The organism is Mycobacterium adipatum (genome assembly GCF_001644575.1).
GTDB classification, from domain to species: domain Bacteria; phylum Actinomycetota; class Actinomycetes; order Mycobacteriales; family Mycobacteriaceae; genus Mycobacterium; species Mycobacterium adipatum.
The window spans coordinates 4,891,014-4,916,584 of the sequence record NZ_CP015596.1; the positions used below are offsets into that span (position 1 = coordinate 4,891,014).

The window sequence follows — 25,571 nt, forward strand, 5'->3', positions numbered from 1 at the left end:
TCAGGCGCTCTCGGTCTGTCCGGCCAGTACCCGCGCCCAGATCTCGACCAGCGCCGCGGCGGTGCGCTCGGCCGAACGCTCCTGGCGGGTCCGCTCGGCATTGCGACCCAACTCGGCGAGCCGGGCAGGATCGTTGAGCAGCGCCTCGATGCCCGCGGCCAGCCCGGTGGCGACGGCGTCCTCACCGGCGCCGCGCGGGCTCACGTTGAGAACACCGTGCGCACTGTCCAATTCGGCCAGCGAACCGTACCCGGTGCACACCACCGGGGTGCTGTAGGCCATCGCGTGGGCCACCACGCCGGAGGCCGGGTAGGTCTCGGCGTAGAAATGCCGCTTGCCGTAGGGAACGACGATGGCGCGCACCGAATCGAAGAAGGCGTCTTCCGCCGGACCGTCCACGCCGCCGAGGATCTCGATGCCCTCGGCCGGCGGCAGCGCTTCGGTGCCGCGGCCGGCGACCCGGATGGCGATATCGGCGGGCAGCAGCTCGCGGATCCGGGCGATCTGCTCGAAACCCTTGCCCCGGTAGACGAACCCGAAGAAGCCGACCGCCTTGGGGCGTTCTTCGGCGGGCCGGATCGCGGGCCGGTCCCGCACCAGATGCGGCACGTAGTAGGTGGTGGTGCGCGGATACGTGCGTTCGATCGACTGCCTGCCCGTCTCGGTGAGCGCGATCAGCGTCCGGTCCCCGTGCACCCGGCCCTCGATCGCCCGGGACAGCGGTCGCAGCGGGTAGTGAATACCGTGGGTGAGCAGCCGGGACTTCGCGATGGTGCGGGTGCGGGCCAGAAACCACAGACCCTGCGGCGGGTCGTGGATGGTGGCGGTGACCGGGACGCCCTTCAGCCCGGCGACCGCCCAGAAGGTGGGCAGCACGCCGGTGGACAGTTCGGCGTGCACCAGGGTCCGCCCGGGCGGGCCCTCGGCGACCAGCCGACGCACCTGCGCGCGGTGCCGGCGCAGATCGGCGATGCCGTCCTGACCCGGGCCGGCGGTCCGGTGTTCGACGATCTCACCGAAATGCGGGCGCAGCGCGGTGAGGAGATCCTGCGCGTAGTCACCGACCGCGGTCTGGCCGACATCGGGCGCGACGAAAACGAGCCGGTGCTCACCGAACGGGGTGGACGCAGCGCCCATCAGTAGAACAGCGGGCGGTGATTGTTGGTGTAACCCAGCGAATCGGCCGGGCGCTTACCGATCACCTTGGCCGGCACCCCACCGACGATCGCCAGTTCGTCGACGTCCTTGTTGACCACGGCATGCGCGGCCACCACGGCACCGCGGCCGATCAGCGACGGCAGCACCATCGCGCGGCTGGCGATCCAGACGTAGTCCTGCACCACCGTCGGGATCGGGACGGGCAGGAAGTCGGGGTGGTTGATGTCGTGACCGCCGCCGATGAAGTGCACGTCGCTGGCGATCGTGACGTTGTTGCCGATATAGAGCCCGGCGCGGGAGTCGAGCAGGCAGCGGAACCCGATCGCGACGCCGTCCCCGATGGTGAGGAACTCGATATCGAGCACGGTGGTGCCGCGCAGGATGGAGCTGCGCTTGCCGATCCGGGCGCCCATCAGCCGCAGGTATCCCTGGCGGATGGTGTGCGACGGGATGTAGGTGATGAAACTGTTGAAGAACAGCTCACCGAGCCGGTTGCGGATCTTGCGACCGCGGGTCATGCCCTGCATCTTGTAGTCGATGACCCGGTTGTTCTCGTCGAGGATCCACTCGGGCGGCGGAGGCATTCGCAGATCGGGAGCGGCGGCCTGTTTGCGGGCGACGTCTGCCGGGTCTGCCGACGCGGGTACTCCGGTCATAGGTGTTGTGCTCCTTTGAGAAATTCGCGTCAACCATAACTATCCGAGCAACGTCGCGCCGCTCGGTTGGCCGTTACCCGGCCCGATCGGGATTCTGCTGTGCGGTCAATGCGTCGACGGCCGCGTACAACGATTCCGCGTACCGCTGCTCGGTGAACCGTTGGGCGTGTGATCGCAGCTTGTCCGGATCGAACTCGCAGGCCTCGAACCGGTCCAGCGCCTCGGCGATGGAATCGGCGGCGGGCCGGTCGAAGAACATCCCGGTGGTGCCCTCGATGACGGTGTCCAGGAACCCGCCCCAGCGCAGCACCACCGCCGGTCGCCCGGACACCGCGGCTTCGATGGGGGTCAGCCCGAAGTCCTCGTAGCTGGCCGCGATCAGCGCCCGGCACGACTGGTACAGCCAGGCCATCTGCCCGTCGGTGAGCGCCGAGAGCATCCTCACGTTGGGCGTCTTCATCCGCTCGATCCGGGTGGCCTCCGGGCCGTGACCGACCACCACCAGGCGGCGGTCGGTGTCGGCGAAGGCGCCGACCACCGCGTCGACGTTCTTGTAGGCCATCAGCCGGGACACACACAGGTAGAACGGGGCACCCCCGTCGGTGGCCCAGTCCTGCAGTTCGGGTACCGGTTCGGAGGCGGTGTGCGGCTTCATCGCGATCGGGGACGGCAACACATCGGCGTCGATCCCGTAGGCATCACGGATTCGGTGCTTGATGGCCGTGGACACGGCCAGGTAGCGGTCGACCGAGGAGGCCGCGCGCCGGTCCCACGACTTCAGCAGCGGCGAGCCGACTTTCAGCGCGGCCCGCTTGAGCAGGTCCCCGTCGGGTTTGAGGTAGTGCTCGCGGGCGTAGAGCCAGTGCGCCGGGGTGTGGCAGTGCACGAGTTTGACGCCGTTGGTCCGGAAACCGTGGGCCCAGCCGCTGCTGCTGGTCACCACCACATCGGCATCGACGAACATCGCGCTCGCCGTGAACGGCAGCACCGGCAACGCCGCTCGATGGTGTTTGCGGAACGCCGACACCCGATTCAGTGGCGACACCCGGATATCGCGATCGGCGAACTCCGGGTAGGTGCCCTCCGGGTCATAGAGCAGGGTGTAGATCGGGGCGTCCGGGAACGCCTTGCTCATGGAGAGCACCACCTTCTCGGCGCCACCGCGCTGGGTCAGGTAGTCGTGGGCAATCGCCACCCGCGGGCCGTCGGAACCGTCGTACCGGTGCGGCGGCGCGCTGCGGTCCTCGGGCACGGCCCTCTCCTCTTCGCTGAAACGTCATGTGCGCGTCGGTTCGGCCGACGGCGGGTTGCTCACGTGACGTTAGCCGACCCAGTTGACCATGCCTGCCCGCCGCCCGCCAGTCGCTGCCCGCACGCCCCGGCCCCCTCAGCGGGCCGTCAGCTTCTCCAGGTTCGCGTTGACCTCCTGCTCCCAGATGCCGAACGCGTGCGTGGTGTCCACCTCCAACTCGAAGCGAGCGGTCATCTCGGGGGTGACCTCGTCCAGGTCCACGTAGAACTGTTCGTACCAGCGGCGGTGCTGATAGACCGCGCCGTCCTCCTCGGTGAGCAGCGGGTTGTCGATGCGGGTCTTGTGCTTCCAGATCTCGACGTCCTCCAAGAAGCCCTCACCGAAGGACCGGCTCATCGCCGAGGCGAGCTTGGCGGCCTTGTCGGCGGGCAGGCCCGGCATCTGCTGCACCGCCACGCCGTACTGCAGCACGAACGAGTTGTGCGTCACCGGGTAGTGGCAGTTGATCAGCGCCACCTCCACGGTGAATCCCGGGGCCAGGTCGTTGTGCAACCAGTTGATCATGTACGCCGGCCCGAAGTAGGTGGCCTCCGACCGCAGATAGGTTCCGTCCCAGAGCTTGTCGGGGTCGGCGATGTAGTCCGGCCGGGGTTTGGACTCCATGAACTGGCTGGCGGTGTGCCCTTCGATGACGTTCGTGAAGAACGTCGGGTAGGCGTGATGGATGTAGAAGAAATGCGCCATGTCGACGTTGTTGTCCACGATCTCGCGGCAGTGCGAGCCCTCGATGAGCATCGAATTCCACTGCCACGGCGACCACCGGCCTTCGGGGTAGCCCTCGATGGACGGCGGCGCCAATTCCGGCGGCGGGTCCGAACGTTGCGGATCGTGCCAGACCAGCAGCTGACCGTTCACCTCGTGGGTGGGCCAGGTGCGGGTGCGCGCCAACCGCGGGGTGCGCTTGGCGTAGGGCACCAACGCGCATTTGCCGTCGCTGCCCCACCGCCAGTCGTGGAACGGGCAGGCCAGGTTGTCGTCCTTGACGGTGCCCCGGGACAGATCACCGCCCATGTGGCGGCAGTAGCCGTCGAGCACGTGTACCGCCCCGGCGGAGTCGCTGTAGACCACCAGCCGGGTACCGAACGCGTCGACACCGTGCGGCTGCCCGTCGCGGAACTCCTCGGCCAGGCCCAGGCAGTGCCAGCCGCGGGCGAACCTGGTCATGGATGTGCCGGCGTCGATCTCCCGGATCTCAGTCATGCTCAGCCCCCCTGCTCTTCGCGCAAGCGCTCATCACTTCTGATCTGCTCTTCGCGCAAGCGCTCATCACTTCTGCCTAGCATGTCTTTCACGGCGAGGTGGCTGAACAGCATGCTCGTCCCGATCGGATTGCCGCCGCCGGGATAGCTGGTCCCGCTGGGCGCGGCCATGGTGTTGCCCGCCGCGTACAGCCCGGCGATCACCCGGCCCTCGGTGTCGAGCACCCGGGCGGCGGTATCGGTGCGCAATCCGCCCTTGGTCCCGAGGTCGGACACCCCGAACGCCGCAGCATGAAACGGTCCCCGCTCGATCGGCACCAGCGGCGAGGCGCCCCCACTGAACGCGCGGTCATACGGTTCCTCGCCACGGCCGAAATCCTCGTCGGTACCGCGGCGGACGAAGTCGTTGTACCGGGCCACCGTCGCGACCAGACCGTCCGGCGGCACCCCGATCGCGGCGGCGAGATCGGCCAGCGTGTCGGCGCTGCGCCACAGTCCGGCCTCGATATAGCGCTCGGTGTCGACCATCGAGACGTTGGTGGCCTTCACCGGCGGGACGACACCCTCGCGATCGTCGTAGACCATCCAGTACGGCAGGGTCACCGTCCCGGCCGACATCGCGTCCAACACCGCCCGGCCCAGCCGGTCGTAGGCGGCCGATTCGTTGACGAACCGCCGGCCGCGGTCGTCGACGAAGATGCCACCGGTGAACCACAGCGCGAAGGCCGAGCTGCCGTCGGGGTGGGTGAGACCCGGTGACCACCAGGCCTGCTCCATCAGATCGGTGTCGGCGCCGGCAGCGATGCCGGCCAGGTGGGCCAAACCGCGATTGCCCCACGGCCCCATGGTGTCCCGCGAATTCCCTGGCACCCCGTAACGGGCCCGCATCTCGTCGTTGCGCTCGAAGCCGCCGGCCGCCAGCAGTACCCCGCGGCGGGCCCGGATCGCCCGGCGCCGCCCGCCGGTCTCGACGATGGCGCCGGTCACCGCCCCGCCGGAGCGCACCAACTCGACCACCGCGGTGTTCAGTCGTGCGGAGGTGTTCGGGTACCGGCCGGTGGCGGTGAGCAGCCGGGCGATCAGCGCCCGGCCGCCGACGAAGTAGTCCTGCGGCTGCGGGTGGCCCAGGCGGTCGGCGTCCAGCGGGCCCCGCACCGCTTCCCGCAGTTCGGGTGCGGCGGCGATCTTCCACGGTTTGGCCGCGATGTGGCGCATGCCGTCGGCGCGGGCCTTGGGCGCCTTGCCGAAGTAGTCCGGCCACGGCAGCAGCGAAAACTTCAGCAGCTCATCGGCTTCCAGATATTCGATCAGCGGCGCTCCGCCGCGCACGTACGTTTCCTGCAGGTCCGCAGGCGTGCGGTCCCCGACTACGGCGTGGTAGTACTCCCAGGCATCGTCGAGGGTGTCATCGACCCCGGCGCGGGCCAGAACGGGGTTGCACGGGAACCACATCCCGCCGCCGCCGGAGTAGGCGGTGGTGCCCCCGAACTTGTCGGACGCCTCGACGAGAATCACCTCCAGACCTTCCCGGGCGGCGGTGTAGGCGCCGGTCACCCCGCCCGCCCCCGACCCGGCGACCAACACGTCGGTGGTCTCATCCCAGTGCGGGTCAGACATGGCGCTCCCTTCCGTACACGGCGAACTCGCGATCCAGCGCGGTTCGGTCGGCGCGCGACAGCAGCCGGTATTCGGGGGTGCCGCGGCCGGCCCACCGGTACACCGATTCCGTTGTATGCCAGCGTTGTTGCTGCAGTTCCCGTTTGAGGACCTTGTTCGACCCGGTGACGGGAAGGTCGGCCGATACGCGCAGCAGCCGTGGAGCTCCCTTGGTGCCCAGGTCATGCTGCGCCGCCAGGAAGGCCGCGAACTCCGCAGCGTCGAATTGGTCGGGCCGGGCGACCTCGAGCGCCGCCATCACTTGGTCCCCGGAACGCGGGTCGGGTACGCCGAACGCGGCGGCGGCGATCACCAGCGGGTGCCGGCGCAGCACGTGTTCGATGGTCAACGCCGAGATGTTCTCGCCGTCCACCCTGATCCAATCGCCGCGGCGTCCGGCGAAGTAGATGAAGCCCGCCTCGTCGAGGTAGCCGAGGTCGCCGGTCCAGTACCAGCCGTGGCGAATCCGCTCCGCGTTCGCCTCGTCGTTGTTGTAGTAGCCCTCGAAGGTGCGGGTGCCGAACTTGTCGACGATCTCCCCGACGGCGGCGTCGGGGTTGAGCACTCGTCCACCGGCATCCAGAACCGCTGCGGGACAGTCCTTCAACGTCATCGGGTCGACGATGGCGACACCGTCGTGGGCGGGTCTGCCCAGCGCGCCCGGCGGCGCGTCGGGCGCCAGTGTCACCGCGCCACCGCCCTCGCTGGAGCCGTAGCCCTCGAACAGCTCGGCGCCGAACCGGCGACGGAACTCGGCCTGGTCGTCCGGGGAGGCCTCGGTGCCGAATCCGCGCTGCAGCGGGTTGTCCGCATCGTCGGGCAGCTCCGGGGTGGTCATCAGATAGCCCAACGCCTTGCCGACGTAGGTGAAGAAGGTGGCCCCGAAGTACCGGACATCCGGCAGGAACTGCGAGGCGGAGAAGGTGGGCGCCAGGCAGACGGTGGCACCGACGGCCAGCGCGGGGGCCCACAACGCCATGATCGCGTTGCCGTGGAACAGCGGCATGCTGCAGTACTCGACATCGTCGCGCCGGTGGCCGTACTTGTCCACCGCGGCATAGGCGATCCGGGCCAGCCTGCCCTGGCTGCACCGGACCGCCTTGGCGGCCCCGGTGGTGCCGGAGGTGAACAGCAACAGCAGCAGGGTGTCGGGACCCGCCTCGGCGTGCAGCGGCGTGCCGCGGTGGCGGTCGACGGCCGCGGCGTAGGCCGGGCTGTCGATCACCAGCAGCTCGGTGTCGATATCCAGCGCGTGCAGGCGCTCGGCCCCAGCGGTGTCGGTGACGATGAGTTGGCAGTCGGCGAGCCGGATCTCGGCCGCCAGATCGGCCGGCCCGCGAGTCGGGTTGAGGCCGACCACGGTGACCCCGGCCAGTGCCGCGCCACCGAGCCAGAACACGAACTCGGCGACGTTGGGCAGCAGCACGCCGATATGGGGCGGCGCGCCCGGCCGGTCGGCCAGCAGCGCGGTGCCCAGCGCGCCGCGGGCGGCGGATTCGGCGACCACCTGATCCCAGCTCCAGCTGCGTTCCCTGGACCGCAGTCCGGGGCGGGTGTCCCCGCGTCGATCGAGCAGCAGTGCCGCGATGCAGTCGCGGGTGGGGTGGGCGATCGGCACCGACCCAGCTTGGCCGTCAATCGGCACGCAGTGACTTAACTCGCACCTCTCTTATGCAGTTCTTAGAAGTACAGCTAGCATCGACTCCCATGACGAGCACTATCGAGCCGGCGGCAGAGCACGTACCCGATATCCACACCACGGCCGGCAAGCTGGCCGACCTGCGTAAGCGCGCCGAAGAGGCGCTGCACCCGGTCGGCGAGGACGCGGTCGAGCGGGTGCACGCCAAGGGCAAGCTGACCGCCCGTGAGCGCATCTACGCCCTGCTCGACGAGGGGTCGTTCGTCGAACTCGACGCGCTGGCCCGGCACCGCTCGACCAACTTCGGTCTGGAAAAGAACCGCCCCACCGGTGACGGCGTGGTGACCGGCTACGGCACCATCGACGGCCGCGAAGTCTGCATCTTCAGCCAGGACGCCACCGTGTTCGGCGGCAGCCTCGGCGAGGTCTACGGCGAGAAGATCGTCAAGGTGCAGGAGCTGGCGATCAAGACCGGTCGCCCGCTGATCGGCATCAACGACGGCGCCGGCGCCCGCATCCAGGAGGGTGTGGTCTCGCTCGGCCTGTACAGCAAGATCTTCCACAACAACATCAAGGCCTCCGGGGTCATCCCGCAGATCTCGCTGATCATGGGCGCCGCGGCCGGTGGGCACGTCTACTCCCCCGCGCTGACCGACTTCGTCATCATGGTCGATCAGACCAGCCAGATGTTCATCACCGGTCCGGACGTCATCAAGACCGTCACCGGCGAGAACGTCACGATGGAGGAGCTGGGCGGTGCACACACCCATATGGCCAAGTCCGGCACAGTGCACTACGTCGCCTCCGGTGAGCAGGACGCGCTGGACTACGTCCGCGACCTGTTGAGCTACCTGCCGCCCAACAACTACGCCGATCCGCCGCGCTTCCCGGTGCCCGCGCCGGTCGGTGCCATCGAGGACAACCTCAACGACGAGGACCACGAACTCGACACCCTGATCCCGGATTCGCCGAACCAGCCCTACGACATGCACGAGGTCATCTCGCGCATCCTCGACGATGACGAGTTCCTCGAGGTGCAGGCCGGCTACGCCACCAACATCCTGATCGGCTTCGGCCGGGTCGACGGCCGCCCGGTCGGCATCGTGGCCAACCAGCCCACCCAGTTCGCCGGCTGCCTGGACATCAACGCCTCCGAGAAGGCGGCGCGCTTCATCCGCACCTGCGACGCCTTCAACGTCCCGATCGTGCTGCTGGTCGACGTGCCGGGCTTCCTGCCCGGTACCGACCAGGAGTACAACGGCATCATCCGGCGCGGCGCCAAGCTGCTGTACGCCTACGGCGAGGCCACCGTCCCGAAGATCACCGTCATCACCCGCAAGTCCTACGGCGGCGCCTACTGCGTGATGGGTTCCAAGGACATGGGCGCCGATGTGGTGGTCGCCTGGCCGACCGCGCAGATCGCCGTCATGGGCGCCTCGGGCGCGGTGGGCTTCGTGTACCGCCAGGAGCTGAAGAAGGCGGCGCAGGACGGCGAGGACGTCGACGCGCTGCGCCTGGAGCTGCAGCAGACCTACGAGGACACCCTGGTGAACCCGTACATCGCGGCCGAGCGCGGTTATGTCGACGCGGTCATCCCGCCGTCGCACACCCGCGGATATGTCGGCACCGCGCTGCGGCTGCTGGAGCGCAAGATCAGCCAGGTTCCGCCCAAGAAGCACGGGAACATCCCACTGTGAGCGAAGCGAACGATTCAGCGACTGTGAGCGAAGCGAACGATTCAGCGACTGTGAGCGAAGCGAGCGAGGCCCCCGTGGAAGAAGGCACCGCACCGGGCACCCATGAGCCGCATATCAAGGTGCTCAAGGGTTCCCCCACCGATGCCGAACTGGCCGCCCTGATCGGGGTGTTGTCGGCCGCCGGCGGCGGTCCGACCGAGCCGGTGGTCACCGAGAAGAACCTGTGGGGACATCCGGTGGATCGGCTGCGCTACCAGAGCCACAGCTGGCAGCGGGTGACGCTGCTGGAGCGGACGCACCTGCGCAAGTGACCCGCCTGGTCCTGGGCTCGGCGTCAGCGGGTCGCCTCGGCGTGCTGCGCCACGCCGGCATCGAGCCGGTGGTCGTGGTGTCCGATGTCGACGAGGACGCGATCATCGCGCGGATGGCCGACGCCGCCCCGGTCACGGTGGTGGCGGCGCTGGCTACCGCCAAGGCCCACCGCGTCGTCGAACTTCTCGACGCCGATATCGCCGCCGATTGCGTGGTCATCGGGTGCGATTCGATGCTGGAAGTCGACGGCGTGCTGCGGGGCAAGCCGGGCAGCGTCGAGGCCGCCCGCCGCCAGTGGCAGTCCGCGGCGGGGCGGGCCGGACTGCTGCACACCGGGCACAGCGTGGTGCGGGTCCGGGCCGGTGCCGTCACCGGCGAGACCGCCCGAACGGGTACCACCACAGTGCGTTTCGGGGTTCCCGGCGATGACGATCTGGACGCCTATCTGGCCGGCGGCGAGCCGCTCTGGGTGGCCGGCGCATTCACCTTGGACGGCCTGGGCGGCTGGTTCATCGACGGTATCGACGGGGACCCGTCCAACGTCATCGGTGTGAGCCTGCCCCTGCTGCGCCAGCTGCTGGCACAGCTGGGGGTATCGGTCGCCGCGCTGTGGGCGGCCAACCGGGTCGCCGGCTGACCGCTGACCTGGCGGCCCACGCGTCGAATCGGCCGGCGACGGGTAATCCACCCGGCATGGCCGATACCGCCGTGCTCGTCATCGACATGCTGAACGCCTACCGGCATCCGGACGCCGACCGGTTGACCGGCAGTGTCGCCGAGATCATCGACCCGCTGTCCAACCTCATCGAGGATTCGCGGCAGCGCGACGGCGTGGACGTCGTCTACGTCAACGACAATCACGGTGACTTCACCGGCGACTGGGATGACGTCGTGCGCGGCGCCCTCGACGGCGCACGCCCGGACCTCGTCGAACCCATCCTGCCGAGCCCCGGCTGCCTGCGGCTCACCAAGGTTCGGCACAGCGCCTTCTACTCGACCCAGCTGCACTACCTGTTGACCCAGCTCGGCACGCGCCGGGTGGTGCTCACCGGTCAGGTCACCGAGCAGTGCGTGCTCTACACCGCGCTCGATGCCTAAGTCCGCCACTACGACGTGGTGGTGCCGCGCGACGCGGTGGCGCATATCGATGCAGGTCTGGGTGAAGCCGCCTGCCAGATGATGCAGCGCAACATGAAGGCCGACATCGTGGCGGCCGCGGACTGCCTGCCCTAGCCGTTTGCACCGACGGGCGCACGCGCAGCCGAACTACCCATGGGTAGGCTCATGGGGTGTCGCTTCCTGCCGATCCAGATCCCGCCCTCGCCGCTTATGCGCATCCCGAACGCCTGGTCACCGCGGATTGGTTGTCGGCCAATCTCGGCCGCCCCGGGTTGGCCATCGTGGAGTCCGACGAGGACGTCCTGCTCTACGACACCGGCCACATCCCCGGCGCGGTGAAGATCGACTGGCACACCGACCTCAACGACCCGAACGTCCGCGACTACATCGACGGCGCGCAGTTCGCCGACCTGATGAACCGCAAGGGCATCTCCCGCGATGACACCGTGGTGATCTACGGCGACAAGAGCAACTGGTGGGCCGCCTACGCGCTGTGGGTATTCACCCTGTTCGGTCACCCCGACGTGCGCCTGCTCGACGGTGGTCGTGACCTGTGGGTGAGCAACGGGCGCGACACCACGCTGGACGTGCCGAGCAAGCCGAGCACCGGCTACCCGGTCGTCGAGCGCGCCGACGCCGCGATCCGCGCGTTCCGCGAGGACGTGCTGGATGCGCTGGGCCAGGAACCGCTGATCGATGTCCGCTCGCCCCAGGAGTACACCGGCGAGCGCACTCACATGCCCGACTACCCCGAGGAGGGCGCGCTGCGGGGCGGGCACATCCCGACCGCGGTGTCGATCCCGTGGGCCAAGGCAGCCGAGGACAGCGGGCGGTTCCGCAGCCGGGCCGACCTCGACGCGCTGTACGGCCACCTCACCGCCGACGACAAGACCATCGTCTACTGCCGCATCGGCGAACGGTCCAGCCACACCTGGTTCGTGCTGACCCACCTGCTGGGCCTGCCCAACGTCCGTAACTACGACGGGTCCTGGACCGAGTGGGGCAACGCGGTCCGGGTGCCGGTGGCCGTCGGCAGCGAACCGGGCGCGGCACCCGGCACACGATGACCCTGCCCGCGGCGCTCGCCGAGGTCGTCGGGGAGTTCGGCGCGGTCACCGGCCAGGACAAGCTGCAGCTTCTGCTGGAGTTCGCCAATGAGCTTCCGGCGTTACCGTCGCACCTGGAGGAGGCCGCGATGGAGCCCGTCCCCGAGTGTCAGTCCCCGCTGTTCCTCGATGTCGACGCGACCGATCCCGAGCATGTGCGGCTGTATTTCAGCGCACCCGCCGAAGCGCCCACCACCCGGGGGTTCGCCTCGATCCTCGCGGCCGGCCTGGACGGGCAGTCCGCTGCCGACATCCTGGCCGTGCCCGACGATTTCTATGCCGACCTGGGCCTGGCCGCCTTGATCAGCCCGCTGCGACTGCGCGGGATGTCGGCGATGCTGGCCCGGATCAAGCGGCGGTTACGCGCGAGCTGAGCAGCGACGAGCCGCTGTGAGGGACATCACCGTTGTCGCTGGTGTCAATATTGCCGACCACGGCAATTCCCGCCGATCCGTGCCAGAATGGCCGGTAGCCAGCTAACTGGCCAGCGCCGTCCGCAGCGCCTGCCCCGGCCATCCACCCGGCGCGGGCGGGGCCAGTAGCAAAGGACGATCAGGAAAGGGGCCCAGCTCGATGAATCGGCAGGCCAGAGACGTCATTCTGTATGAACTCAACGAAGTGCCGTGGGATGTCGTCGACATCTACGTCAAGCACCGTCCCGACTCGCACATCGCCGCGCTGCTGGCCGAGGGTCAGTCGCTGACCACCGTGCACGAGGACCGCGAAGAGTTGCAGGGCCTGCAGCCGTGGCGCACCTGGCCCACCCTGCACACCTCCTCCTACGAGCACAACTCCTTCGACCTGGGGCAGGACCCCTCGACATTCCGCGGCGACCCGATCTGGGATGTGGCCGAGCGGGCCGGCCTGTCCGTCGGATTGTTCGGCCCGATGCAGAGCTGGCCGGCACGGCAGTTCACGCACGGCGGTTTCTACGTGCCGGATACCTTTGCCTCCGACGCCAAGACCTATCCGCCCGCGCTGGAACGGTTTCAGGCGTTCAACCTGGCGATGACAGGAGAGAACGGCTTCTCCCCCGATTCGGCGTTGAGCCCCAAGGCATTGGCCGGCACGGCCGTGGACCTGGTGCGGCTCGGACTGACCCCGCGGGCCACCGCCACGCTGGCCACCCATCTGGTCAAGGAGCGAATCGACCCGCGCTACAAGGCTTTCCGGTCGGCAATGCAGGCGCCGCTGAGCTTCGACCTGTACTGGCGCCAGCACCGCAAGACCAAGCCGCGTCTCAGCGTCTTCTTCACCAACCACGTCGCCGGCATGATGCACCGGTTCTGGGGCGACGGGATGCCCGGGTACACCGAGAAGTACGAGTACGACGCCGACGAGGTGTACGGCAGTTTCATCATCGCCGCCATGGACATCACCGACCGCCAGATGGGGCGCATCCGTAAGTACCTGGCCAAGCATCCGCAGTCGATGCTGGTGCTGTCGGCCAGCATGGGCCAGGGTCCGGTGGCGGTGCCCAAGCTCGACGGCGGCCGGTTCGTCCTCGACGATCACACCAAGCTGGTGGCCACGCTCGGCCTCAAGCCCGCCGAGGTGGCCCTGGCGATGTACCCGATGCTCTCTCTGGTGTTCGAATCCGAGGCCGACGCCGCCGAAGCGGTGGCACCGCTGGAGTCGGTTCTGGTCAACGGCACCGACCGACTGTTCGCCCGGTTGCGGGTGGAGGGCAAGACCGTCACCTTCGGCATCGACTACACCGTCCCCGGCGAGGACACCACGACGGTGACCGTGCGCCCCTCCGGCGCCGCCACCGCCGTGAACGTGCCGGCCACCGACCTCGGGCTGAGCGTGCATGCGCGGATCGGCGGGGTGAACACCGGTTACCACATCCCGGAGGGCATTTTGCTGGCCGCGGGCGCCGGCGTCACCGCGGACCCATCCCGCAAGGAGGTCGACATCCTCGACGTGGCGCCGTCACTGTTGGCCAACGCGCTCGGTGTGGAGCCGGCACCGTCGATGAAGGGCATCCCCACCCTCTTCGGCTGAACCCGCTTCTCGACTGCTGTCAAACAACGGCGGCGCCCCGTTCCGGGGCGCCGCCGTTGCGGTCAGACGGTGCATTCGCGGGCATTCCCGCAGCACAGCTACCGAGCACGTCAAACGTACCGACGAGTAACAAGCGTGGCTTACCGAAAGGGTAACGGTAACTTGCCGGAAAATCGGGGGTCCGACTCGCCACCCCGGAATTGGACACATAAACTTCGCCCGATACATTCTTAAAGACGTTTCTTAGAGAACATGCCATCAGGAGGCCCAGTGCCCAGTCACGCCAGCTCGAAGATCTCAAAGGTGCTCGTCGCCAACCGCGGGGAGATCGCTGTCCGTGTGATCCGAGCCGCGAAAGACGCCGGGCTGGCCAGCGTGGCCGTCTACGCCGAACCCGACGCCGACGCGCCGCACGTGCGGCTCGCCGACGAGGCGTTCGCGCTCGGCGGCCAGACCTCGGCCGAGTCCTACCTCGTCTTCGAGAAGCTGCTCGAGGCCGCCGAGAAGTCCGGCGCCAACGCCATCCACCCCGGCTACGGCTTCCTCTCGGAGAACGCCGACTTCGCCCAGGCCGTGCTGGACGCCGGGCTGATCTGGATCGGGCCCAGCCCGCAGTCCATCCGCGACCTCGGTGACAAGGTCACCGCCCGCCACATCGCCGCGCGCGCCCAGGCGCCGCTGGTGCCGGGCACCCCCGACCCGGTCAAGGACGCCGACGAGATCCTGGCGTTCGCCAAGGAGCACGGACTGCCCATCGCCATCAAGGCCGCCTTCGGCGGTGGCGGGCGCGGCATGAAGGTCGCCCGCACCCTCGAAGAGATCCCCGAGTTGTTCGACTCGGCCACCCGCGAGGCCGTCGCCGCCTTCGGTCGCGGCGAGTGCTTCGTGGAGCGCTACCTGGACAAGCCGCGCCACGTCGAGGCCCAGGTCATCGCCGACACCCACGGCAACGTCGTCGTCGCGGGCACCCGCGACTGCTCGCTGCAGCGCCGCTTCCAGAAGCTGGTCGAAGAAGCCCCGGCGCCCTTCCTGACCGACGCGCAGCGCAAGGAGATCCACGAGTCCGCCAAGCGCATCTGCAAGGAGGCCGGCTACTACGGCGCGGGCACCGTCGAGTACCTGGTCGGCCAGGACGGCCTGATCAGCTTCCTGGAGGTCAACACCCGCCTGCAGGTCGAACACCCGGTCACCGAGGAGACCTCGGGCATCGACCTGGTGCTGCAGCAGTTCAAGATCGCCAACGGCGAGGCCCTGGACATCACCGAGGACCCGACCCCGCGCGGGCACTCGTTCGAGTTCCGGATCAACGGTGAGGATGCCGGTCGCGGCTTCCTGCCCGCCCCCGGCCCGGTCACCAAATTCGAGCCCCCGACCGGCCCCGGCGTGCGGATGGACTCCGGCGTCGAGAGCGGATCGGTCATCGGCGGACAGTTCGACTCGATGCTGGCCAAGCTGATCGTCAGCGGCGCCACCCGCGAGGAGGCCCTGGCCAGAAGTCGCCGTGCGCTGGCCGAGTTCAACGTGGAGGGGCTGGCGACCGTCATCCCGTTCCACCGTGCGGTGGTTTCCGACCCCGCGTTCATCGGTGACCAGGACGGCTTCGCCGTGCACACCCGCTGGATCGAGACCGAGTGGGACAACACCGTCGAGCCGTTCACCGGTGGCGAGCCCCTCGACGAAGAGGACAACCTGCCCCGGCAGAAGGTCGTCGTCGAGGTCGGCGGCCGCCGCCTGGAGGTCTCGCTGCCCGGCGACCTGGCCATCGGTGGTGGCGGTGGCGCGGCGGCCGGTGTCGTCCGCAAGAAGCCCAAGCCGCGCAAGCGCGGCGGCGGGGGCGGCGCGGCCGCGTCCGGCGACTCGGTGACCGCACCCATGCAGGGCACCGTGGTGAAAGTCGCCGTCGAAGAGGGCCAGCAGGTCTCCGCCGGTGATCTGGTCGTGGTCCTGGAGGCCATGAAGATGGAGAACCCGGTCACCGCCCACAAGGACGGCACCATCACCGGGTTGTCCGTGGAGGCCGGCGCCGCCATCACCCAGGGCACCGTGATCGCCGAGATCAAGGACTAACACTCGTCCACTGGCCACTTATGGCACGGATTCTCGGGAATCCGATGCCATAAGTGGCCATTCGGCATTCTGGAGGCGCGATGGAACCCGTCGAGATCAACAACGGCCAGTGGTACCTGCGTGGGCTGCGCTGCGATGACCGTGTCGACGATCGCCCAGCCCTGACCGACATGGGCGAGGACGATCTGGACTACGTCCATGACGCGGCCGACGGCTGGGTCGACGACACCCGCTACACCTGGGCGGTCTGCGAACCGACCACCGGCGAGATGCTGGCCGAGGTGGCCCTGGACCCCGTCTCGGGCCACATGTCGAGCCGGGCCCGGCCGGGCTTCGAGGACGTCGCCGCGATATCCGAGGACACCGTGCGCCGCTACGCCTCGGCCGCGCTGGGCCTGCAGGTGCACACTTAACCGGGTTCGTCGATATCGGCGCCGGTGGCCAGGTCAGCGCATTCCACCGCGATGACATCGGCGCGGGTCCGCAGGAACGGACCGGCGCCCACGTCACCGTTCAGCCCCGCCAGCAGCTCCGGGAAATGCCGGTGTGCGATGACGACGGGATGGCCCGGGCGACCCTCATACACCGCCCTGGCCAGCCCGGACGACCCCGTCCGGGCCGCGTCGAGCACCCTGCGCACCACGTCGGCGCCGATATCCGGGGTGTCCACCAGGTGCACGACGGCCCACGCCGCATCCGCCGCGGCGTTCAGCCCGGCCCGCAGGGAGGCCGAGAGCCCGTCGGACCAGTCGGGGGCGTGTACCGCACGGCCCGGGACGGGTATCTCCACGGCGTCCGCGCCCGCCGCGCCAAGCACCACGATCACCTCATCGCAGCCGCCGCGATCCAGGGCCGCAACCGCCCGCTCTAGCCAATACCCTTCTGCGGCGAGAACTTTCGGCTGGCCATACCGACTACCGGCGCCGGCGGCGAGAACCACGCCGACAGCGCGGGCGTCACTGGACATGACACCAGTGTGCCGGTGACGACGTCCGGGCCGAAAGCGGCCGGGCCGTCCGCGTGTTCCTGAGAGTCCGGTAAGGCAATTGTTCGCCATGATCATGTGGCGTAGGGTCGGTACCAGGTTGAGTTCACAGCCGGCATCACGCGTCATCGCACTCACGGGGCCCACGAGAGTCCCCGCAGACATTCCTCAAGCCCATGGGGTCGATTCTTTTCGAACTTCGCACACGCGGACGCGTGCCCGCACGATCAGGTTCATCCAGGTGCATCCGACTGATGGAGTCCGCAAATGTCCCACCTCAGCGCCACCGCGCGAATGGCCGCCCCGCAACACCTCACCCGCGACCGGGCGACCTACACGAGCCAGTCCCTACCCCCTTCGACCGTGGTGATCACCGTCGAGGGCGAACTCGACGCCGCCAACACCGCGCACTTCGGCTCTTATGTCGAACTGCGACTGGGCACCGCCGACAAGCTGGTGCTCGATCTCAGCGGAGTGACATTCTTTGCCGCAGAGGCATTTTCAGCTGTACACAAGGTCAGCGTGCAAGCCGCCGGCCAGAATGTCCAGTGGAACCTGCTGACCAGCGACCCGGTCGAGCGGATGCTGCGGATCTGCGATCCCGATCACGCGCTCACCGATCTGCGCCGCGCGGGCTGAACTACTGCAACTCGTCGCGCAAGCGGGCCAGGGATTTCGCCAGCAAGCGCGAGACATGCATCTGGGAGATGCCCACCCGCTCGGCGATCTGCGACTGCGTCATCGACTCGAAGAACCTCAGGATCAGCACCGTGCGTTCACGCTCGGGCAGGGTGGCCAACAGCGGCCGCAGCGCCTCTCGGTTCTCGATCTGATCCAGCGCATCGTCGGATGAACCCAGCGTGTCGGCGATCGCCGGGGCCTCGTCATCACCGGAACCACCACTGTCGATGGACAGCGTGTTGTACGAGCTGCCGGCGATCAGGCCCTCGACCACCTCTTCGCGATCCATCCCGAGTTCGGCGGCGAGTTCGCTGGGGGTCGGCGCATGGCCCAGCCGCTGTGACAGCTCGGCGGTCGCCGCACCCAAACGCAGGTGCAGTTCCTTGAGCCGGCGCGGCACCTTCACCGACCAGCCGTTGTCCCGGAAGTGCCTGCGCACCTCCCCCATGATGGTGGGGACGGCATAGGACGCGAAGTCCGAGCCGGCATCGACGTCAAAGCGGTTGACCGCGTTGACCAAACCGACGCGCGCTACCTGCACCAGGTCGTCGCGCGCTTCACCGCGCCCCTCGAACCGGCGCGCGATGTGATCGGCCAGCGGCAGGCAGCGTTGCACAATCCGCTCGCGTTGACGTGCGAATTGTGCTGAGCCATCGGGGAGTTCGCGGAGCTCGCGGAACATCTCGATGACGTCGGCGTATTCCGAGCTCACTGCAGCAGGCTCGCTCGTCTCGCAGTGAGCGCGATCCCGAATACGCCGTCGCCGTCGTTGAAGGTGCTGACCTCATCGGTCAGTGAGTTGAGCACATGCCAGCTGAAGCTGCCGGGAGACACGATCGCCTCCTCGTCGCCGTCGCAGGTCGCCGATGCGCGCACCACCAGCGCATCCGCGCGCGGTTCGACGCGCACCACCAGGGCCGAACCGGCCACCGCGGACCGGATCAACCTGGTGGCGGCCTCGTCGACCGCCAGCCGCAAATCCGAGACCGCGTCGAAATCCAGATCCTCGAACGTAGCGACAGCGGACACCAGAGCCCGCAGCACGGCCAGGTTCTCCACGGTGGCCGCCACCCGAAGTTCGACCGATCTGTCCGCGACGGCCGCACCATCGTGCGTGCCCGTACTCTGCACCATCTGACCTCCTGCTGAATCCGCTCGGAGGTTACCCCACATCGGCGGGTCGCTAACCAACGGTGTTGACCGACACAGCGGTGCGTCCTCGAACAGAGTGCGGGCCACCCCAGGCGAGCGCCGGACGCCCCGCGCGCGGGCGATCGTGTCGACCCGCCCGGCGAGTACCCTCGAGTCATGACCAGACCAGTTCCCGACGAGGTGCCCGAGGCCGACGCCATCGAGCAGTCCCGCGACGACTCGGAGCCGGTATCTGACCCCGAGGCCCCCGACCTTGCCGGCGACGCGCCACCGTTGGAGGTCGGCACCGCCGATTGGCAGGAACAGGCCACCGCTGTCGAAGCGGATGCCGATGAGTTCGATCGGCGCGACTGACTGACCGGGCATTCCCGACGGCATCGCGAGATCCGTGGGTTTGCACCCGACACACAGTGGGCACTCTCGCGCCATGTTGGTTCGTCGAATCGCCCGCCCACTGTTGTCAGCCGCATTCATCGGACAGGGCATCGAAGCCCTCCGCGATGTGAAGCCCGCCGCCGAGACCGTTCAACCGGCGCTCGACGCCGCTCAAGCGCTCCCGAGTTCGGTGGCCGACCAGATCCCCGATAACGCCGTCACCGTGGCGCGCATCAATGCCGCGGTGCAGATCGGGGGCGGACTGCTATTGGCCACCGGACGCATCCCGCGGGTCGCGTCGGCACTGCTGGCGGCCACCGTGGTGCCCGGCAACCTCGGTAGGCACATGTTCTGGGAGGAAAGCGATCCCGCACTCAAGGCCGAGAAGCGCCGCGGCTTCCTGACCGACCTGAGCCTGATCGGGGGCTTGGTGCTCGCCTCCGCCGACACGGCGGGCAAGCCGTCCCTGGGTTGGCGTGGACGGCGCGCCGGACGCCGTGTCGCCGAGCGGGTTTCGGCCGTGCTGCCGTCCTCCTCGCACGATGCCCTGATCGACGCCGAACTGGCCGAGAAGCTCAGCCACGGTGTGCAGACCGGCGTCGACCGCGGCCGCGAATTCGCCGAGACGGCCTACGAACGGGCCGTCCCGCTGGCGGCCACCGCCTACGAGCGCAGCGCCAAAGCACTGCGCAAGGCCGAGGACCGGGCGGCCCCGTTGGCCGCCGAAGCCTACGAACGCGGCGCGCACGTTTTGCAGAAGGGCGCCGACCGGGCCGCGCCGTTGGCCGCCGAAGCTCGCCGCCGAGGCGCGGAGCTAGCCGAGACCGCCCTCGAGCAGGGCGGCGATCAGCTGTCTTCGGGCTGGCGCCGGGTGCGCAAGCAGATCTGACGCGACTCCACGAACTGTCCACCGCGGTGGTTCAGGCCGGCTTGTCGGCCTGGATCACCGCGATCGTCTGCTGCCGGCGCCCGACGGCCAGCCGCCCGGTCCGCTCCAACCAGCGGGCCTGTTCGGCGAGCGCCGTCCCGAATCGGACCTGGTCGCTCAGCACGACGCGCGCATCCAGCCCGCTGTCCGACAATTGCCGCAGTGAGCGCTCGATATCGGCAAACTCGGACTGGACCAACAGCAACGTGCCGCCGGCGGTGAGCATGTCGGCGGCCACCCGACACAGCGGATCCAAGATCACCCGCCCGTCCGGCCCGCCGTTCCACGGCGTGCTGGGTGCACCCCACGCGCCGGGGGGCGCACCGTCGCCATGACCGGGTTCGGTCGGCAGGCTCGGGGGGTTGCACGCCACCACGTCGAACGGCGCGCACTCCAGCGCCTGCGTCCAGGAGCCGAGCCTCACGTCCACCCGGGCCCCGGCCACCGATGCGCGGGTGCGCGCATAGCGAACCGCGTGCGCACAGATGTCGAACCCAGTCACGCTCGCGGCGCCCAGACCGGCCACGGCCATGGCGACCACACCGCTGCCCGAGCACAGATCGAGCGCCCGCCGCCCGACCACCGGAACCGATTCCCGCACCGCCCGTATGAGCAGGTGCGAATCCTGTTGCGGCCGATACACAGCGGTGGCGTCCAGGGCCACCCCGGTCAGCGTCGGTCTCACCCCAGCTCCGCGCGCAGCGCGCTCAGCAGCGGCGTGGCCGCCTCGGCAAGGAACTGGTCCTGGGTGTCCCCGCCGATCTGGATCAATGCGATATCGGTAAAGCCGGCGTCCCGGTAGGGTCGCACGGCCTCGACGATGGCGTCGAGATCGGGCCCGCACGGTATGGCCGACGCCACGTCGTCGGGTCGGACGAACTTGGTTGCCGCAGCGAACCCCGCGGGGGTCGGCAGGTCGGCGTTGACCGGCCAACCGCCGGCGAACCACCGGAATTGATCGTGGGCCCGCGCCACGGCGGTGTCGCGGTCGGGATCCCAGCAGACCGGTAGCTGACCGACGACGCGGCCCTCGGTCAGGCCCATGCCTTGGCGCTGATGGTGCCACCCCTGCACGACGTCGCCGTCGGGAGCGGTGTTGATCAGATGATCGGACAGCACGGCCAGTTGCTCGACCGCCCGCTGCCCACCCATCGCGACCGCCAGCCCGACCGGTTCGGCCGGCAGGTCCCACAACCGGGCGGAGTCCACGGTGAAATAGTCGCCGGTGAAGTCCACCAGCTCGCCGCCGAACAGCTCCCGGATCACCCTGATGGCCTCGGCCAGCATGTCGAGTCTGCGGCCCGCGGTCGGCCACCCCTGGCCGACCACGTGTTCGTTCAGGTTCTCGCCGCTTCCCAGCCCGAGGGTGAATCTGCCCTCGGCCAGGATCTGCACCGTCGCGGCCTGCTGCGCGACCACCGCAGGGTGGTACCGCATCGTCGGGCACGTCACGTACGAGTACAGGCCGACCTCGCTGGTGGCGTGGGCCACCGCACCCAGCACCGGCCACGCGTTGGGTGCGTGCCCCTGCGCCGCCAGCCACGGCGAGTAGTGATCACTGCAGACCTCGAAGTCGAACCCGACCTGTTCGGCGGAAACCGCATGGCGAACAAGATCTTTGGGACCAGCCTGCTCGGTCATCAAGGTGTATCCGAATCTGGTCATTGCCCCGGCATACCCACCCACCGACGGGGCAAACGCTCTGATCAGTCCCCGGGTCCGTACCGGTTGTCATCGCACTCCGGCGACCCGGCACGGATCCGCAGTGAGAGCGGGAACACCAGCCAGCAGGCCGCAATGCCGACCGCGGTGACCGTGCCCGCCACGACACCGGCCCAGAGTTCGAGCACCGCGCCGAAGATCAACACCATCACCCCGGCCAGCGTGAGCGCCAGCAGCACGATGCCGGCGTAGGCGAGTCGATGCGCCTGCCCCACGACGACGTCGAGCCGGTGCCGCCGGAACAACACCCGATGGATCCCGATCGGCGCGATCAGCAATACCGTCGCCCCGATCGAGCAGGACACCGTGCACAGGTAGACGATCCGCAGCGGGGACCGCAGGTCCTCGAAGCCATCATGGAAGGGCAGGGTCAGCAGCAGACCCGTCAGCAGTTGAACCCCGGTCTGCACCACCCGTAGTTCCTGCAGCAGGCTGGACCAATTGCGGTCCAGCCGTTGCGCGCTCGTCTCGTGACGGGCGGCTTCGTTCCAGCGCCGATCGCGCTGCACGCGATCCACCGTGCCCTCGGATCTTCGACCTCAAGGTCGCTAGAACCAGGCGCGCCTGCCGGCAACCGGCCGTCCGATCGCGCCGAGGGCCCAGAAGACCGCACCCACGACGAGTAGGACGACGCCCACCACCCAGAGCAGGTAGACATCGAGCACGAGGCCGAGAATCAGCAGTATTGCTCCGAGAACGATCACGACACCCTCATTTCCATCGATCCCATCGAACTGGGTTCCGGCAGTTTGCAATCGGTCACCTTGGGGTTGACGCCCCCGTAGTTCAGCGGTCCGGCGACCACGGTCAACGCGATGGTTCCGGCGGTCGCGCAGTTGGCCGATCCGCTGTCGAAGTAATCGCGCTGCCACGCCGCGAACACGCCTATCAACAACCAGATCAACACGAGCGTGCCGATGAGTCCGCGTCCCATGGAAGCCTCCAAGATTGCCGTGGATGAATGCAGCCCGCGGGTACCCGTTTGACGGCTGCGTCAAACATCCCGACCCCGGATCCATGGGCGATCATCGGGTCATGTTTGGCCCACCGAGACACCGGGAAGACCTGTGGGGTGCGGGACTACTCCAATCCACTCCCGTAGCGGAAAGGTTGAACATGACTGACAAGAAGACCGGTCCCGAATCTGGCGTCAGCGGCATCGTCGAGGACGTCAAGGGCAAGGCAAAGGAAGCCGTCGGCACCGTCACCGGCCGCGACGACTTGGTCCGCGAGGGCGAGGCCCAGCAGGACAAGGCAGACGCCGAGCGCGACGTGGCCAAGAAGGAGGCCGAGGCCGAGAGCGCACGCGCCGGGGCCCAGGCCGCCGAGGAGCGCCAGAAGGCCGAGCAGTAACGAGCCTGGCGCGCAACGGAACCGGCCCAGCCCAGCACCCCGCGGGGCTGGGCCTTTCCGTGTGCGCTAGCTGGCCGGCCGCTGCCTGATGGCCTCGGGGTGTTCTGCGTACCAACGGTCTTCGATGCGGCGTACCCGAATGTGCTCCACCGCCATCCAGAGCGCCCCGATGAGGAAGCCCGCGACCGACAGCGAGCCCAGCATCAGGCCGACATCGTGATGCCGGGTGGCGAACGCGGCCAGGCACCCGACGAACAGCACAAGGGCAAGGCCGATGACGATGAGCGCGGGCATGATGACGTTGTCTTTCATGGACTCGCCGGCGTGCGTGCGCGTCGTGCGGGTGTGATCGACAGGATCTTTGGGGCCTTTCATGGCTGACTTCCTTTTCCCCGACCGACTTCTCCTGCTCCGCCCGTGACCGGGCTACCTCCAGGGTAGGACCGTGGGTGCACCCGTGCGGGAGAACGACGTCATCCGCCGAACCCGGCCAGCGCGGGCAGACTCATGGTCAGCACCGTCATCATCAGCAGCATCAGAAACCAGCCGGCGCCCTGCCACGCCCACCATGTCTGCCGGTTCCTCCACGTCTGATAGGTGCGCACGAACGCGCGGACCCCACCGCCGAACAGGATCACCGGCGCACCGAGCGCCAACACCAGCCGCTGCGGACTCCCGCACGACACCGAGTCGACGAGGGCGCCGGCGCAGCTTCGGGTCAGCACGGCCGCGACGATGAGGAACAGGACGCCCAGCACGGCGGTCACGAGTCCGAACCGGATCGCCGAGGCGACCTCTGGGTCGTCGCGCCGCAGCGGTGCGCCGGTACCCATGTCAGCGCGCCGCCGAGCGCATCTCGCGACGGGGCTCACCGGTGGAGCCGTACCTCATGGACGGTGGATGCCCGGCACGGCCGGGGCGCAAACGTCAGGACTCCACGCGCAGATGCGCGGTCAACAGCAGTCGGTCGTACACGCTGCGGTGCGGCAGAAGCTCCTGGTAGTCGAGTTCGAGGAAATCTCTGGCGATCCGCTCGGCGAGCGCCCGCAGCTTGGTGTTGGTCTCCTGCGAACGCCAGCGCAACAGCTCGAACGCGGCGTCCGCGTTGATGCGGTATATCAACATCAGCATGCCCTTGGCCTGCTCGATCCCGCTGCGGGCCTCGGCGATCTCGGCGACCGCCTCGCTGACCCGTTCTTGCTGGTCACGCGCGCCGCTCTGAGCCGAAGGTGTCACGTCGATGTAGAAGCCGTGGCTTCCCACCACCGTCACACCGTCGTCGCCGAACAGCCGATCGGCGACGACCACCACGTGATGGGTGTCGCCGTGGGTGTCCACGATCCGGTGCCGGGTGCTGAACGCCGCGCCAGTGCGCCGGATCTCTGCCAGAGTGGCCGACACGTGACCGAAGTCGTCCGGATGCTTATGGGCGAGAACCAGTTCCGTCGTCGGATGCACCGTGCCCGGCTGGTAGCCATGCATGCGCTCGACCTGCTCCGACCATTCCCACCGCTCGTCGGCGAGGTAGAAGCGGAACCAGCCCACATGCTGATGTTCGCCGCCGGCGAGTGCGCCGTCGTCCGGTGGCTGTTCGCCGTCGTGTCCATCGCTCATATCGAGATGGATTATGCCGAATCGTCGGCCCCTTCAGCGATTCGCTTGATAGCCAAAAGGCGACGATCCCATTGCTGCCCGATCACTGCCAATTGGGTCCCCAGCGCACTCAGCCTGGCACCCAGCGCGCGGTAGCGGATCTCGCGGCCGGCCCGTACAGACTCGACGAGGCCGGCGTCGGCGAGCACCGACAGGTGTTTGGCGATCGCCTGCCGGCTCACCGGCAGGCGGGAAGCCAACCCGCTGGCCGACATCTCGGCAGCGCCGAGTTCGGTGAGGATGCGCCAACGAGTTTCGTCGGCCAGCACGGCCAGCACACCGGGCAGCGCCGCCGGTTCGGTGTCCACAGCGTTCGCCGTCACGACCCCGCCGTCAGGAATTCGACCAGTTCGCCGAGTTCGGCGGTCCAGCCACCCTGATTCTCGGCGTGTGCGGCTTCCGGGTTCGCCAGCTCCTCGAAACCGCTCTCCACCAGCGCGAGTCGGGTTCCGCCGTCGATCTCGCAGAGTTCGATGCGCACCGTCGTCGAGTTCCCGGGGACCGGGTCGGTGTCTTCCTCCCTGGCCCATCGGTAGACCAGCAGGCGGGGCTTGTCGGCCTGTTCGACGCGCACCCGGAACTTGCCGTGTTCGGACCAGCCGAAGAAACCGGTGCCGCCGGCCACGGGGTCCAACTCGGCGCTGTCACCGAGCCACTGCGCAATCAGATCCGCTTCGGTGAGGGCCGACCACACCTTCGTGATGGGTGCCGCGATATCGATGCTGCGGGTGATGTCGAGCGTGTCCATGATCTCTCCCTCGGTTGCCGTATCTGCAACCACAGGATTGCACATC

31 protein-coding genes and 1 pseudogene are annotated in these 25,571 nt (G+C 68.4%); 13 read left to right on the forward strand and 19 right to left on the reverse strand.

What is annotated here, in order from left to right:
- The 6 genes from A7U43_RS23205 to casI all read right to left on the reverse strand — a co-directional run bounded on the left by A7U43_RS23205 (nt 1) and on the right by casI (nt 7,599).
- Nucleotides 1–1,137, reverse strand: coding sequence for a glycosyltransferase family 4 protein (locus tag A7U43_RS23205; protein ID WP_067999764.1), 1,137 nt, complete (start codon nt 1,135–1,137; stop codon nt 1–3).
- The gene (locus tag A7U43_RS23210; RefSeq protein WP_067999767.1) at nt 1,137–1,814 is read right to left on the reverse strand and encodes an acyltransferase; all 678 of its coding nucleotides are present in this window, start codon (nt 1,812–1,814) and stop codon (nt 1,137–1,139) included. The genes A7U43_RS23205 and A7U43_RS23210 overlap by 1 nt, the downstream gene beginning before the upstream one ends.
- Before the next feature lie 73 nt (nt 1,815–1,887).
- Nucleotides 1,888–3,066, reverse strand: coding sequence for a glycosyltransferase (locus tag A7U43_RS23215; protein WP_067999769.1), 1,179 nt, complete (start codon nt 3,064–3,066; stop codon nt 1,888–1,890).
- Nucleotides 3,067–3,201: 135 nt separating this feature from the next.
- The gene (locus tag A7U43_RS23220; RefSeq protein ID WP_067999771.1) at nt 3,202–4,326 is read right to left on the reverse strand and encodes a Rieske 2Fe-2S domain-containing protein; all 1,125 of its coding nucleotides are present in this window, start codon (nt 4,324–4,326) and stop codon (nt 3,202–3,204) included.
- Between the two features lie 2 nt (nt 4,327–4,328).
- Nucleotides 4,329–5,942, reverse strand: coding sequence for an FAD-binding protein (locus A7U43_RS23225; RefSeq protein ID WP_082902271.1), 1,614 nt, complete (start codon nt 5,940–5,942; stop codon nt 4,329–4,331).
- Nucleotides 5,935–7,599, reverse strand: coding sequence for a steroid-22-oyl-CoA synthetase (gene casI, locus A7U43_RS23230; RefSeq protein WP_231963443.1), 1,665 nt, complete (start codon nt 7,597–7,599; stop codon nt 5,935–5,937). Before casI ends, A7U43_RS23225 begins: the two co-directional genes overlap by 8 nt.
- 89 nt (nt 7,600–7,688) lie before the next feature.
- Here casI and A7U43_RS23235 point away from each other — a divergent pair, with 89 nt between their 5' ends.
- The 9 genes and pseudogenes from A7U43_RS23235 (at nt 7,689) to A7U43_RS23275 (ending at nt 16,341) form a co-directional block, all read left to right on the forward strand.
- Nucleotides 7,689–9,317, forward strand: a complete 1,629-nt coding sequence (locus tag A7U43_RS23235) for an acyl-CoA carboxylase subunit beta (RefSeq protein WP_067999773.1) — start codon at nt 7,689–7,691, stop codon at nt 9,315–9,317.
- 50 nt (nt 9,318–9,367) lie between these two features.
- Nucleotides 9,368–9,628, forward strand: a complete 261-nt coding sequence (locus tag A7U43_RS23240; protein WP_231963444.1) for an acyl-CoA carboxylase subunit epsilon — start codon at nt 9,368–9,370, stop codon at nt 9,626–9,628.
- Nucleotides 9,625–10,266: a Maf family protein gene (locus A7U43_RS23245; RefSeq protein WP_067999776.1), complete on the forward strand. Its 642-nt coding sequence runs from the start codon at nt 9,625–9,627 to the stop codon at nt 10,264–10,266. Before A7U43_RS23240 ends, A7U43_RS23245 begins: the two co-directional genes overlap by 4 nt.
- A gap of 56 nt (nt 10,267–10,322) precedes the next feature.
- Nucleotides 10,323–10,862, forward strand: a pseudogene (locus A7U43_RS23250) (cysteine hydrolase family protein).
- 56 nt (nt 10,863–10,918) lie between these two features.
- Entirely contained in the window at nt 10,919–11,815 is an 897-nt protein-coding gene (locus A7U43_RS23255) for a sulfurtransferase (RefSeq protein ID WP_067999778.1), read from the forward strand.
- Complete coding sequence (locus A7U43_RS23260) at nt 11,812–12,228, forward strand: SufE family protein (protein WP_067999780.1); 417 nt, start codon at nt 11,812–11,814, stop codon at nt 12,226–12,228. The genes A7U43_RS23255 and A7U43_RS23260 overlap by 4 nt, the downstream gene beginning before the upstream one ends.
- 199 nt (nt 12,229–12,427) lie before the next feature.
- Entirely contained in the window at nt 12,428–13,861 is a 1,434-nt protein-coding gene (locus tag A7U43_RS23265) for a hypothetical protein (protein ID WP_067999782.1), read from the forward strand.
- Nucleotides 13,862–14,131: 270 nt separating this feature from the next.
- Nucleotides 14,132–15,928 carry an acetyl/propionyl/methylcrotonyl-CoA carboxylase subunit alpha gene (locus A7U43_RS23270; protein WP_067999785.1) on the forward strand — a complete coding sequence of 599 codons (1,797 nt, stop codon included), beginning with the start codon at nt 14,132–14,134 and terminating at the stop codon, nt 15,926–15,928.
- Between the two features lie 80 nt (nt 15,929–16,008).
- Entirely contained in the window at nt 16,009–16,341 is a 333-nt protein-coding gene (locus A7U43_RS23275) for a hypothetical protein (protein WP_067999787.1), read from the forward strand.
- Here the strand turns inward: A7U43_RS23275 and A7U43_RS23280 are convergent.
- A complete protein-coding gene (locus A7U43_RS23280; RefSeq protein ID WP_067999788.1) occupies nt 16,338–16,895 on the reverse strand; it encodes a nucleotidyltransferase family protein in 558 nt (185 codons plus the stop codon). The two genes, A7U43_RS23275 and A7U43_RS23280, sit on opposite strands and share 4 nt — an antisense overlap.
- Before the next feature lie 285 nt (nt 16,896–17,180).
- Between A7U43_RS23280 and A7U43_RS23285 the strand changes: the two genes are divergently transcribed.
- Complete coding sequence (locus tag A7U43_RS23285; RefSeq protein WP_067999790.1) at nt 17,181–17,552, forward strand: STAS domain-containing protein; 372 nt, start codon at nt 17,181–17,183, stop codon at nt 17,550–17,552.
- Nucleotide 17,553: 1 nt separating this feature from the next.
- Here A7U43_RS23285 and A7U43_RS23290 read toward each other — a convergent pair whose 3' ends face one another.
- A complete protein-coding gene (locus tag A7U43_RS23290) occupies nt 17,554–18,276 on the reverse strand; it encodes an RNA polymerase sigma factor SigF (RefSeq protein ID WP_231963717.1) in 723 nt (240 codons plus the stop codon).
- 26 nt (nt 18,277–18,302) lie between these two features.
- Entirely contained in the window at nt 18,303–18,728 is a 426-nt protein-coding gene (locus A7U43_RS23295; protein WP_067999794.1) for an ATP-binding protein, read from the reverse strand.
- 174 nt (nt 18,729–18,902) lie between these two features.
- On the opposite strand from A7U43_RS23295, the gene A7U43_RS23300 reads away from it, so the two are divergent.
- Complete coding sequence (locus tag A7U43_RS23300) at nt 18,903–19,100, forward strand: hypothetical protein (RefSeq protein WP_067999796.1); 198 nt, start codon at nt 18,903–18,905, stop codon at nt 19,098–19,100.
- A gap of 73 nt (nt 19,101–19,173) precedes the next feature.
- The gene (locus A7U43_RS23305) at nt 19,174–20,010 is read left to right on the forward strand and encodes a DoxX family protein (protein ID WP_067999798.1); all 837 of its coding nucleotides are present in this window, start codon (nt 19,174–19,176) and stop codon (nt 20,008–20,010) included.
- A 31-nt stretch (nt 20,011–20,041) separates the two neighbouring features.
- Here the strand turns inward: A7U43_RS23305 and A7U43_RS23310 are convergent, their stop codons facing one another.
- The 5 genes from A7U43_RS23310 to A7U43_RS23325 are packed head-to-tail and all read right to left on the reverse strand — an operon-like array spanning nt 20,042 to nt 22,717.
- Nucleotides 20,042–20,734: a methyltransferase gene (locus A7U43_RS23310; RefSeq protein ID WP_231963445.1), complete on the reverse strand. Its 693-nt coding sequence runs from the start codon at nt 20,732–20,734 to the stop codon at nt 20,042–20,044.
- A complete protein-coding gene (locus tag A7U43_RS23315; protein ID WP_067999801.1) occupies nt 20,731–21,714 on the reverse strand; it encodes an LLM class F420-dependent oxidoreductase in 984 nt (327 codons plus the stop codon). Before A7U43_RS23315 ends, A7U43_RS23310 begins: the two co-directional genes overlap by 4 nt.
- A 41-nt stretch (nt 21,715–21,755) precedes the next feature.
- Nucleotides 21,756–22,289 (reverse strand): DUF6328 family protein, encoded by a 534-nt coding sequence (locus A7U43_RS23320; RefSeq protein WP_067999803.1) that lies wholly within the window; start codon nt 22,287–22,289, stop codon nt 21,756–21,758.
- 30 nt (nt 22,290–22,319) lie between these two features.
- Nucleotides 22,320–22,475 (reverse strand): hypothetical protein, encoded by a 156-nt coding sequence (locus A7U43_RS29855; protein WP_149443567.1) that lies wholly within the window; start codon nt 22,473–22,475, stop codon nt 22,320–22,322.
- Entirely contained in the window at nt 22,472–22,717 is a 246-nt protein-coding gene (locus tag A7U43_RS23325; RefSeq protein WP_197499901.1) for a hypothetical protein, read from the reverse strand. Before A7U43_RS23325 ends, A7U43_RS29855 begins: the two co-directional genes overlap by 4 nt.
- 170 nt (nt 22,718–22,887) lie before the next feature.
- Between A7U43_RS23325 and mbp1 the strand changes: the two genes are divergently transcribed.
- On the forward strand, nt 22,888–23,124 hold the full coding sequence (gene mbp1, locus A7U43_RS23330) for a microaggregate-binding protein 1 (RefSeq protein WP_067999808.1): 237 nt from the start codon (nt 22,888–22,890) through the stop codon (nt 23,122–23,124).
- A gap of 66 nt (nt 23,125–23,190) precedes the next feature.
- Here mbp1 and usfY read toward each other — a convergent pair whose 3' ends face one another.
- From usfY to A7U43_RS23355, 5 genes are all read right to left on the reverse strand, one after another.
- The gene (gene usfY, locus A7U43_RS23335) at nt 23,191–23,499 is read right to left on the reverse strand and encodes a protein UsfY (RefSeq protein WP_067999811.1); all 309 of its coding nucleotides are present in this window, start codon (nt 23,497–23,499) and stop codon (nt 23,191–23,193) included.
- A gap of 98 nt (nt 23,500–23,597) precedes the next feature.
- Entirely contained in the window at nt 23,598–23,957 is a 360-nt protein-coding gene (locus tag A7U43_RS23340; RefSeq protein ID WP_067999812.1) for a hypothetical protein, read from the reverse strand.
- A 94-nt stretch (nt 23,958–24,051) separates the two neighbouring features.
- On the reverse strand, nt 24,052–24,738 hold the full coding sequence (locus A7U43_RS23345) for a PAS and ANTAR domain-containing protein (RefSeq protein ID WP_067999814.1): 687 nt from the start codon (nt 24,736–24,738) through the stop codon (nt 24,052–24,054).
- Nucleotides 24,739–24,749: 11 nt separating this feature from the next.
- Entirely contained in the window at nt 24,750–25,100 is a 351-nt protein-coding gene (locus A7U43_RS23350; RefSeq protein ID WP_231963446.1) for an ArsR/SmtB family transcription factor, read from the reverse strand.
- Nucleotides 25,097–25,525: an SRPBCC domain-containing protein gene (locus A7U43_RS23355; protein WP_067999816.1), complete on the reverse strand. Its 429-nt coding sequence runs from the start codon at nt 25,523–25,525 to the stop codon at nt 25,097–25,099. The genes A7U43_RS23350 and A7U43_RS23355 overlap by 4 nt, the downstream gene beginning before the upstream one ends.
- Nucleotides 25,526–25,571 lie beyond the last annotated feature (46 nt).

What these genes read in the sequence shown, in the direction of transcription:
- A7U43_RS23205 (WP_067999764.1), bottom strand. Translation starts at nt 1,137, where the DNA reads ATGGGCGCTGCGTCCACCCCGTTCGGTGAGCACCGGCTCGTTTTCGTC.
- A7U43_RS23210 (WP_067999767.1), bottom strand. Translation starts at nt 1,814, where the DNA reads ATGACCGGAGTACCCGCGTCGGCAGACCCGGCAGACGTCGCCCGCAAA.
- A7U43_RS23220 (WP_067999771.1), bottom strand. Translation starts at nt 4,326, where the DNA reads ATGACTGAGATCCGGGAGATCGACGCCGGCACATCCATGACCAGGTTC.
- A7U43_RS23225 (WP_082902271.1), bottom strand. Translation starts at nt 5,942, where the DNA reads ATGTCTGACCCGCACTGGGATGAGACCACCGACGTGTTGGTCGCCGGG.
- A7U43_RS23235 (WP_067999773.1), top strand. Translation starts at nt 7,689, where the DNA reads ATGACGAGCACTATCGAGCCGGCGGCAGAGCACGTACCCGATATCCAC.
- A7U43_RS23260 (WP_067999780.1), top strand. Translation starts at nt 11,812, where the DNA reads ATGACCCTGCCCGCGGCGCTCGCCGAGGTCGTCGGGGAGTTCGGCGCG.
- A7U43_RS23265 (WP_067999782.1), top strand. Translation starts at nt 12,428, where the DNA reads ATGAATCGGCAGGCCAGAGACGTCATTCTGTATGAACTCAACGAAGTG.
- A7U43_RS23275 (WP_067999787.1), top strand. Translation starts at nt 16,009, where the DNA reads ATGGAACCCGTCGAGATCAACAACGGCCAGTGGTACCTGCGTGGGCTG.
- A7U43_RS23280 (WP_067999788.1), bottom strand. Translation starts at nt 16,895, where the DNA reads ATGTCCAGTGACGCCCGCGCTGTCGGCGTGGTTCTCGCCGCCGGCGCC.
- A7U43_RS23285 (WP_067999790.1), top strand. Translation starts at nt 17,181, where the DNA reads ATGTCCCACCTCAGCGCCACCGCGCGAATGGCCGCCCCGCAACACCTC.
- A7U43_RS23290 (WP_231963717.1), bottom strand. Translation starts at nt 18,276, where the DNA reads ATGTTCCGCGAGCTCCGCGAACTCCCCGATGGCTCAGCACAATTCGCA.
- A7U43_RS23295 (WP_067999794.1), bottom strand. Translation starts at nt 18,728, where the DNA reads ATGGTGCAGAGTACGGGCACGCACGATGGTGCGGCCGTCGCGGACAGA.
- A7U43_RS23300 (WP_067999796.1), top strand. Translation starts at nt 18,903, where the DNA reads ATGACCAGACCAGTTCCCGACGAGGTGCCCGAGGCCGACGCCATCGAG.
- A7U43_RS23305 (WP_067999798.1), top strand. Translation starts at nt 19,174, where the DNA reads ATGTTGGTTCGTCGAATCGCCCGCCCACTGTTGTCAGCCGCATTCATC.
- A7U43_RS23315 (WP_067999801.1), bottom strand. Translation starts at nt 21,714, where the DNA reads ATGACCAGATTCGGATACACCTTGATGACCGAGCAGGCTGGTCCCAAA.
- mbp1 (WP_067999808.1), top strand. Translation starts at nt 22,888, where the DNA reads ATGACTGACAAGAAGACCGGTCCCGAATCTGGCGTCAGCGGCATCGTC.
- usfY (WP_067999811.1), bottom strand. Translation starts at nt 23,499, where the DNA reads ATGAAAGGCCCCAAAGATCCTGTCGATCACACCCGCACGACGCGCACG.
- A7U43_RS23340 (WP_067999812.1), bottom strand. Translation starts at nt 23,957, where the DNA reads ATGGGTACCGGCGCACCGCTGCGGCGCGACGACCCAGAGGTCGCCTCG.
- A7U43_RS23345 (WP_067999814.1), bottom strand. Translation starts at nt 24,738, where the DNA reads ATGAGCGATGGACACGACGGCGAACAGCCACCGGACGACGGCGCACTC.
- A7U43_RS23355 (WP_067999816.1), bottom strand. Translation starts at nt 25,525, where the DNA reads ATGGACACGCTCGACATCACCCGCAGCATCGATATCGCGGCACCCATC.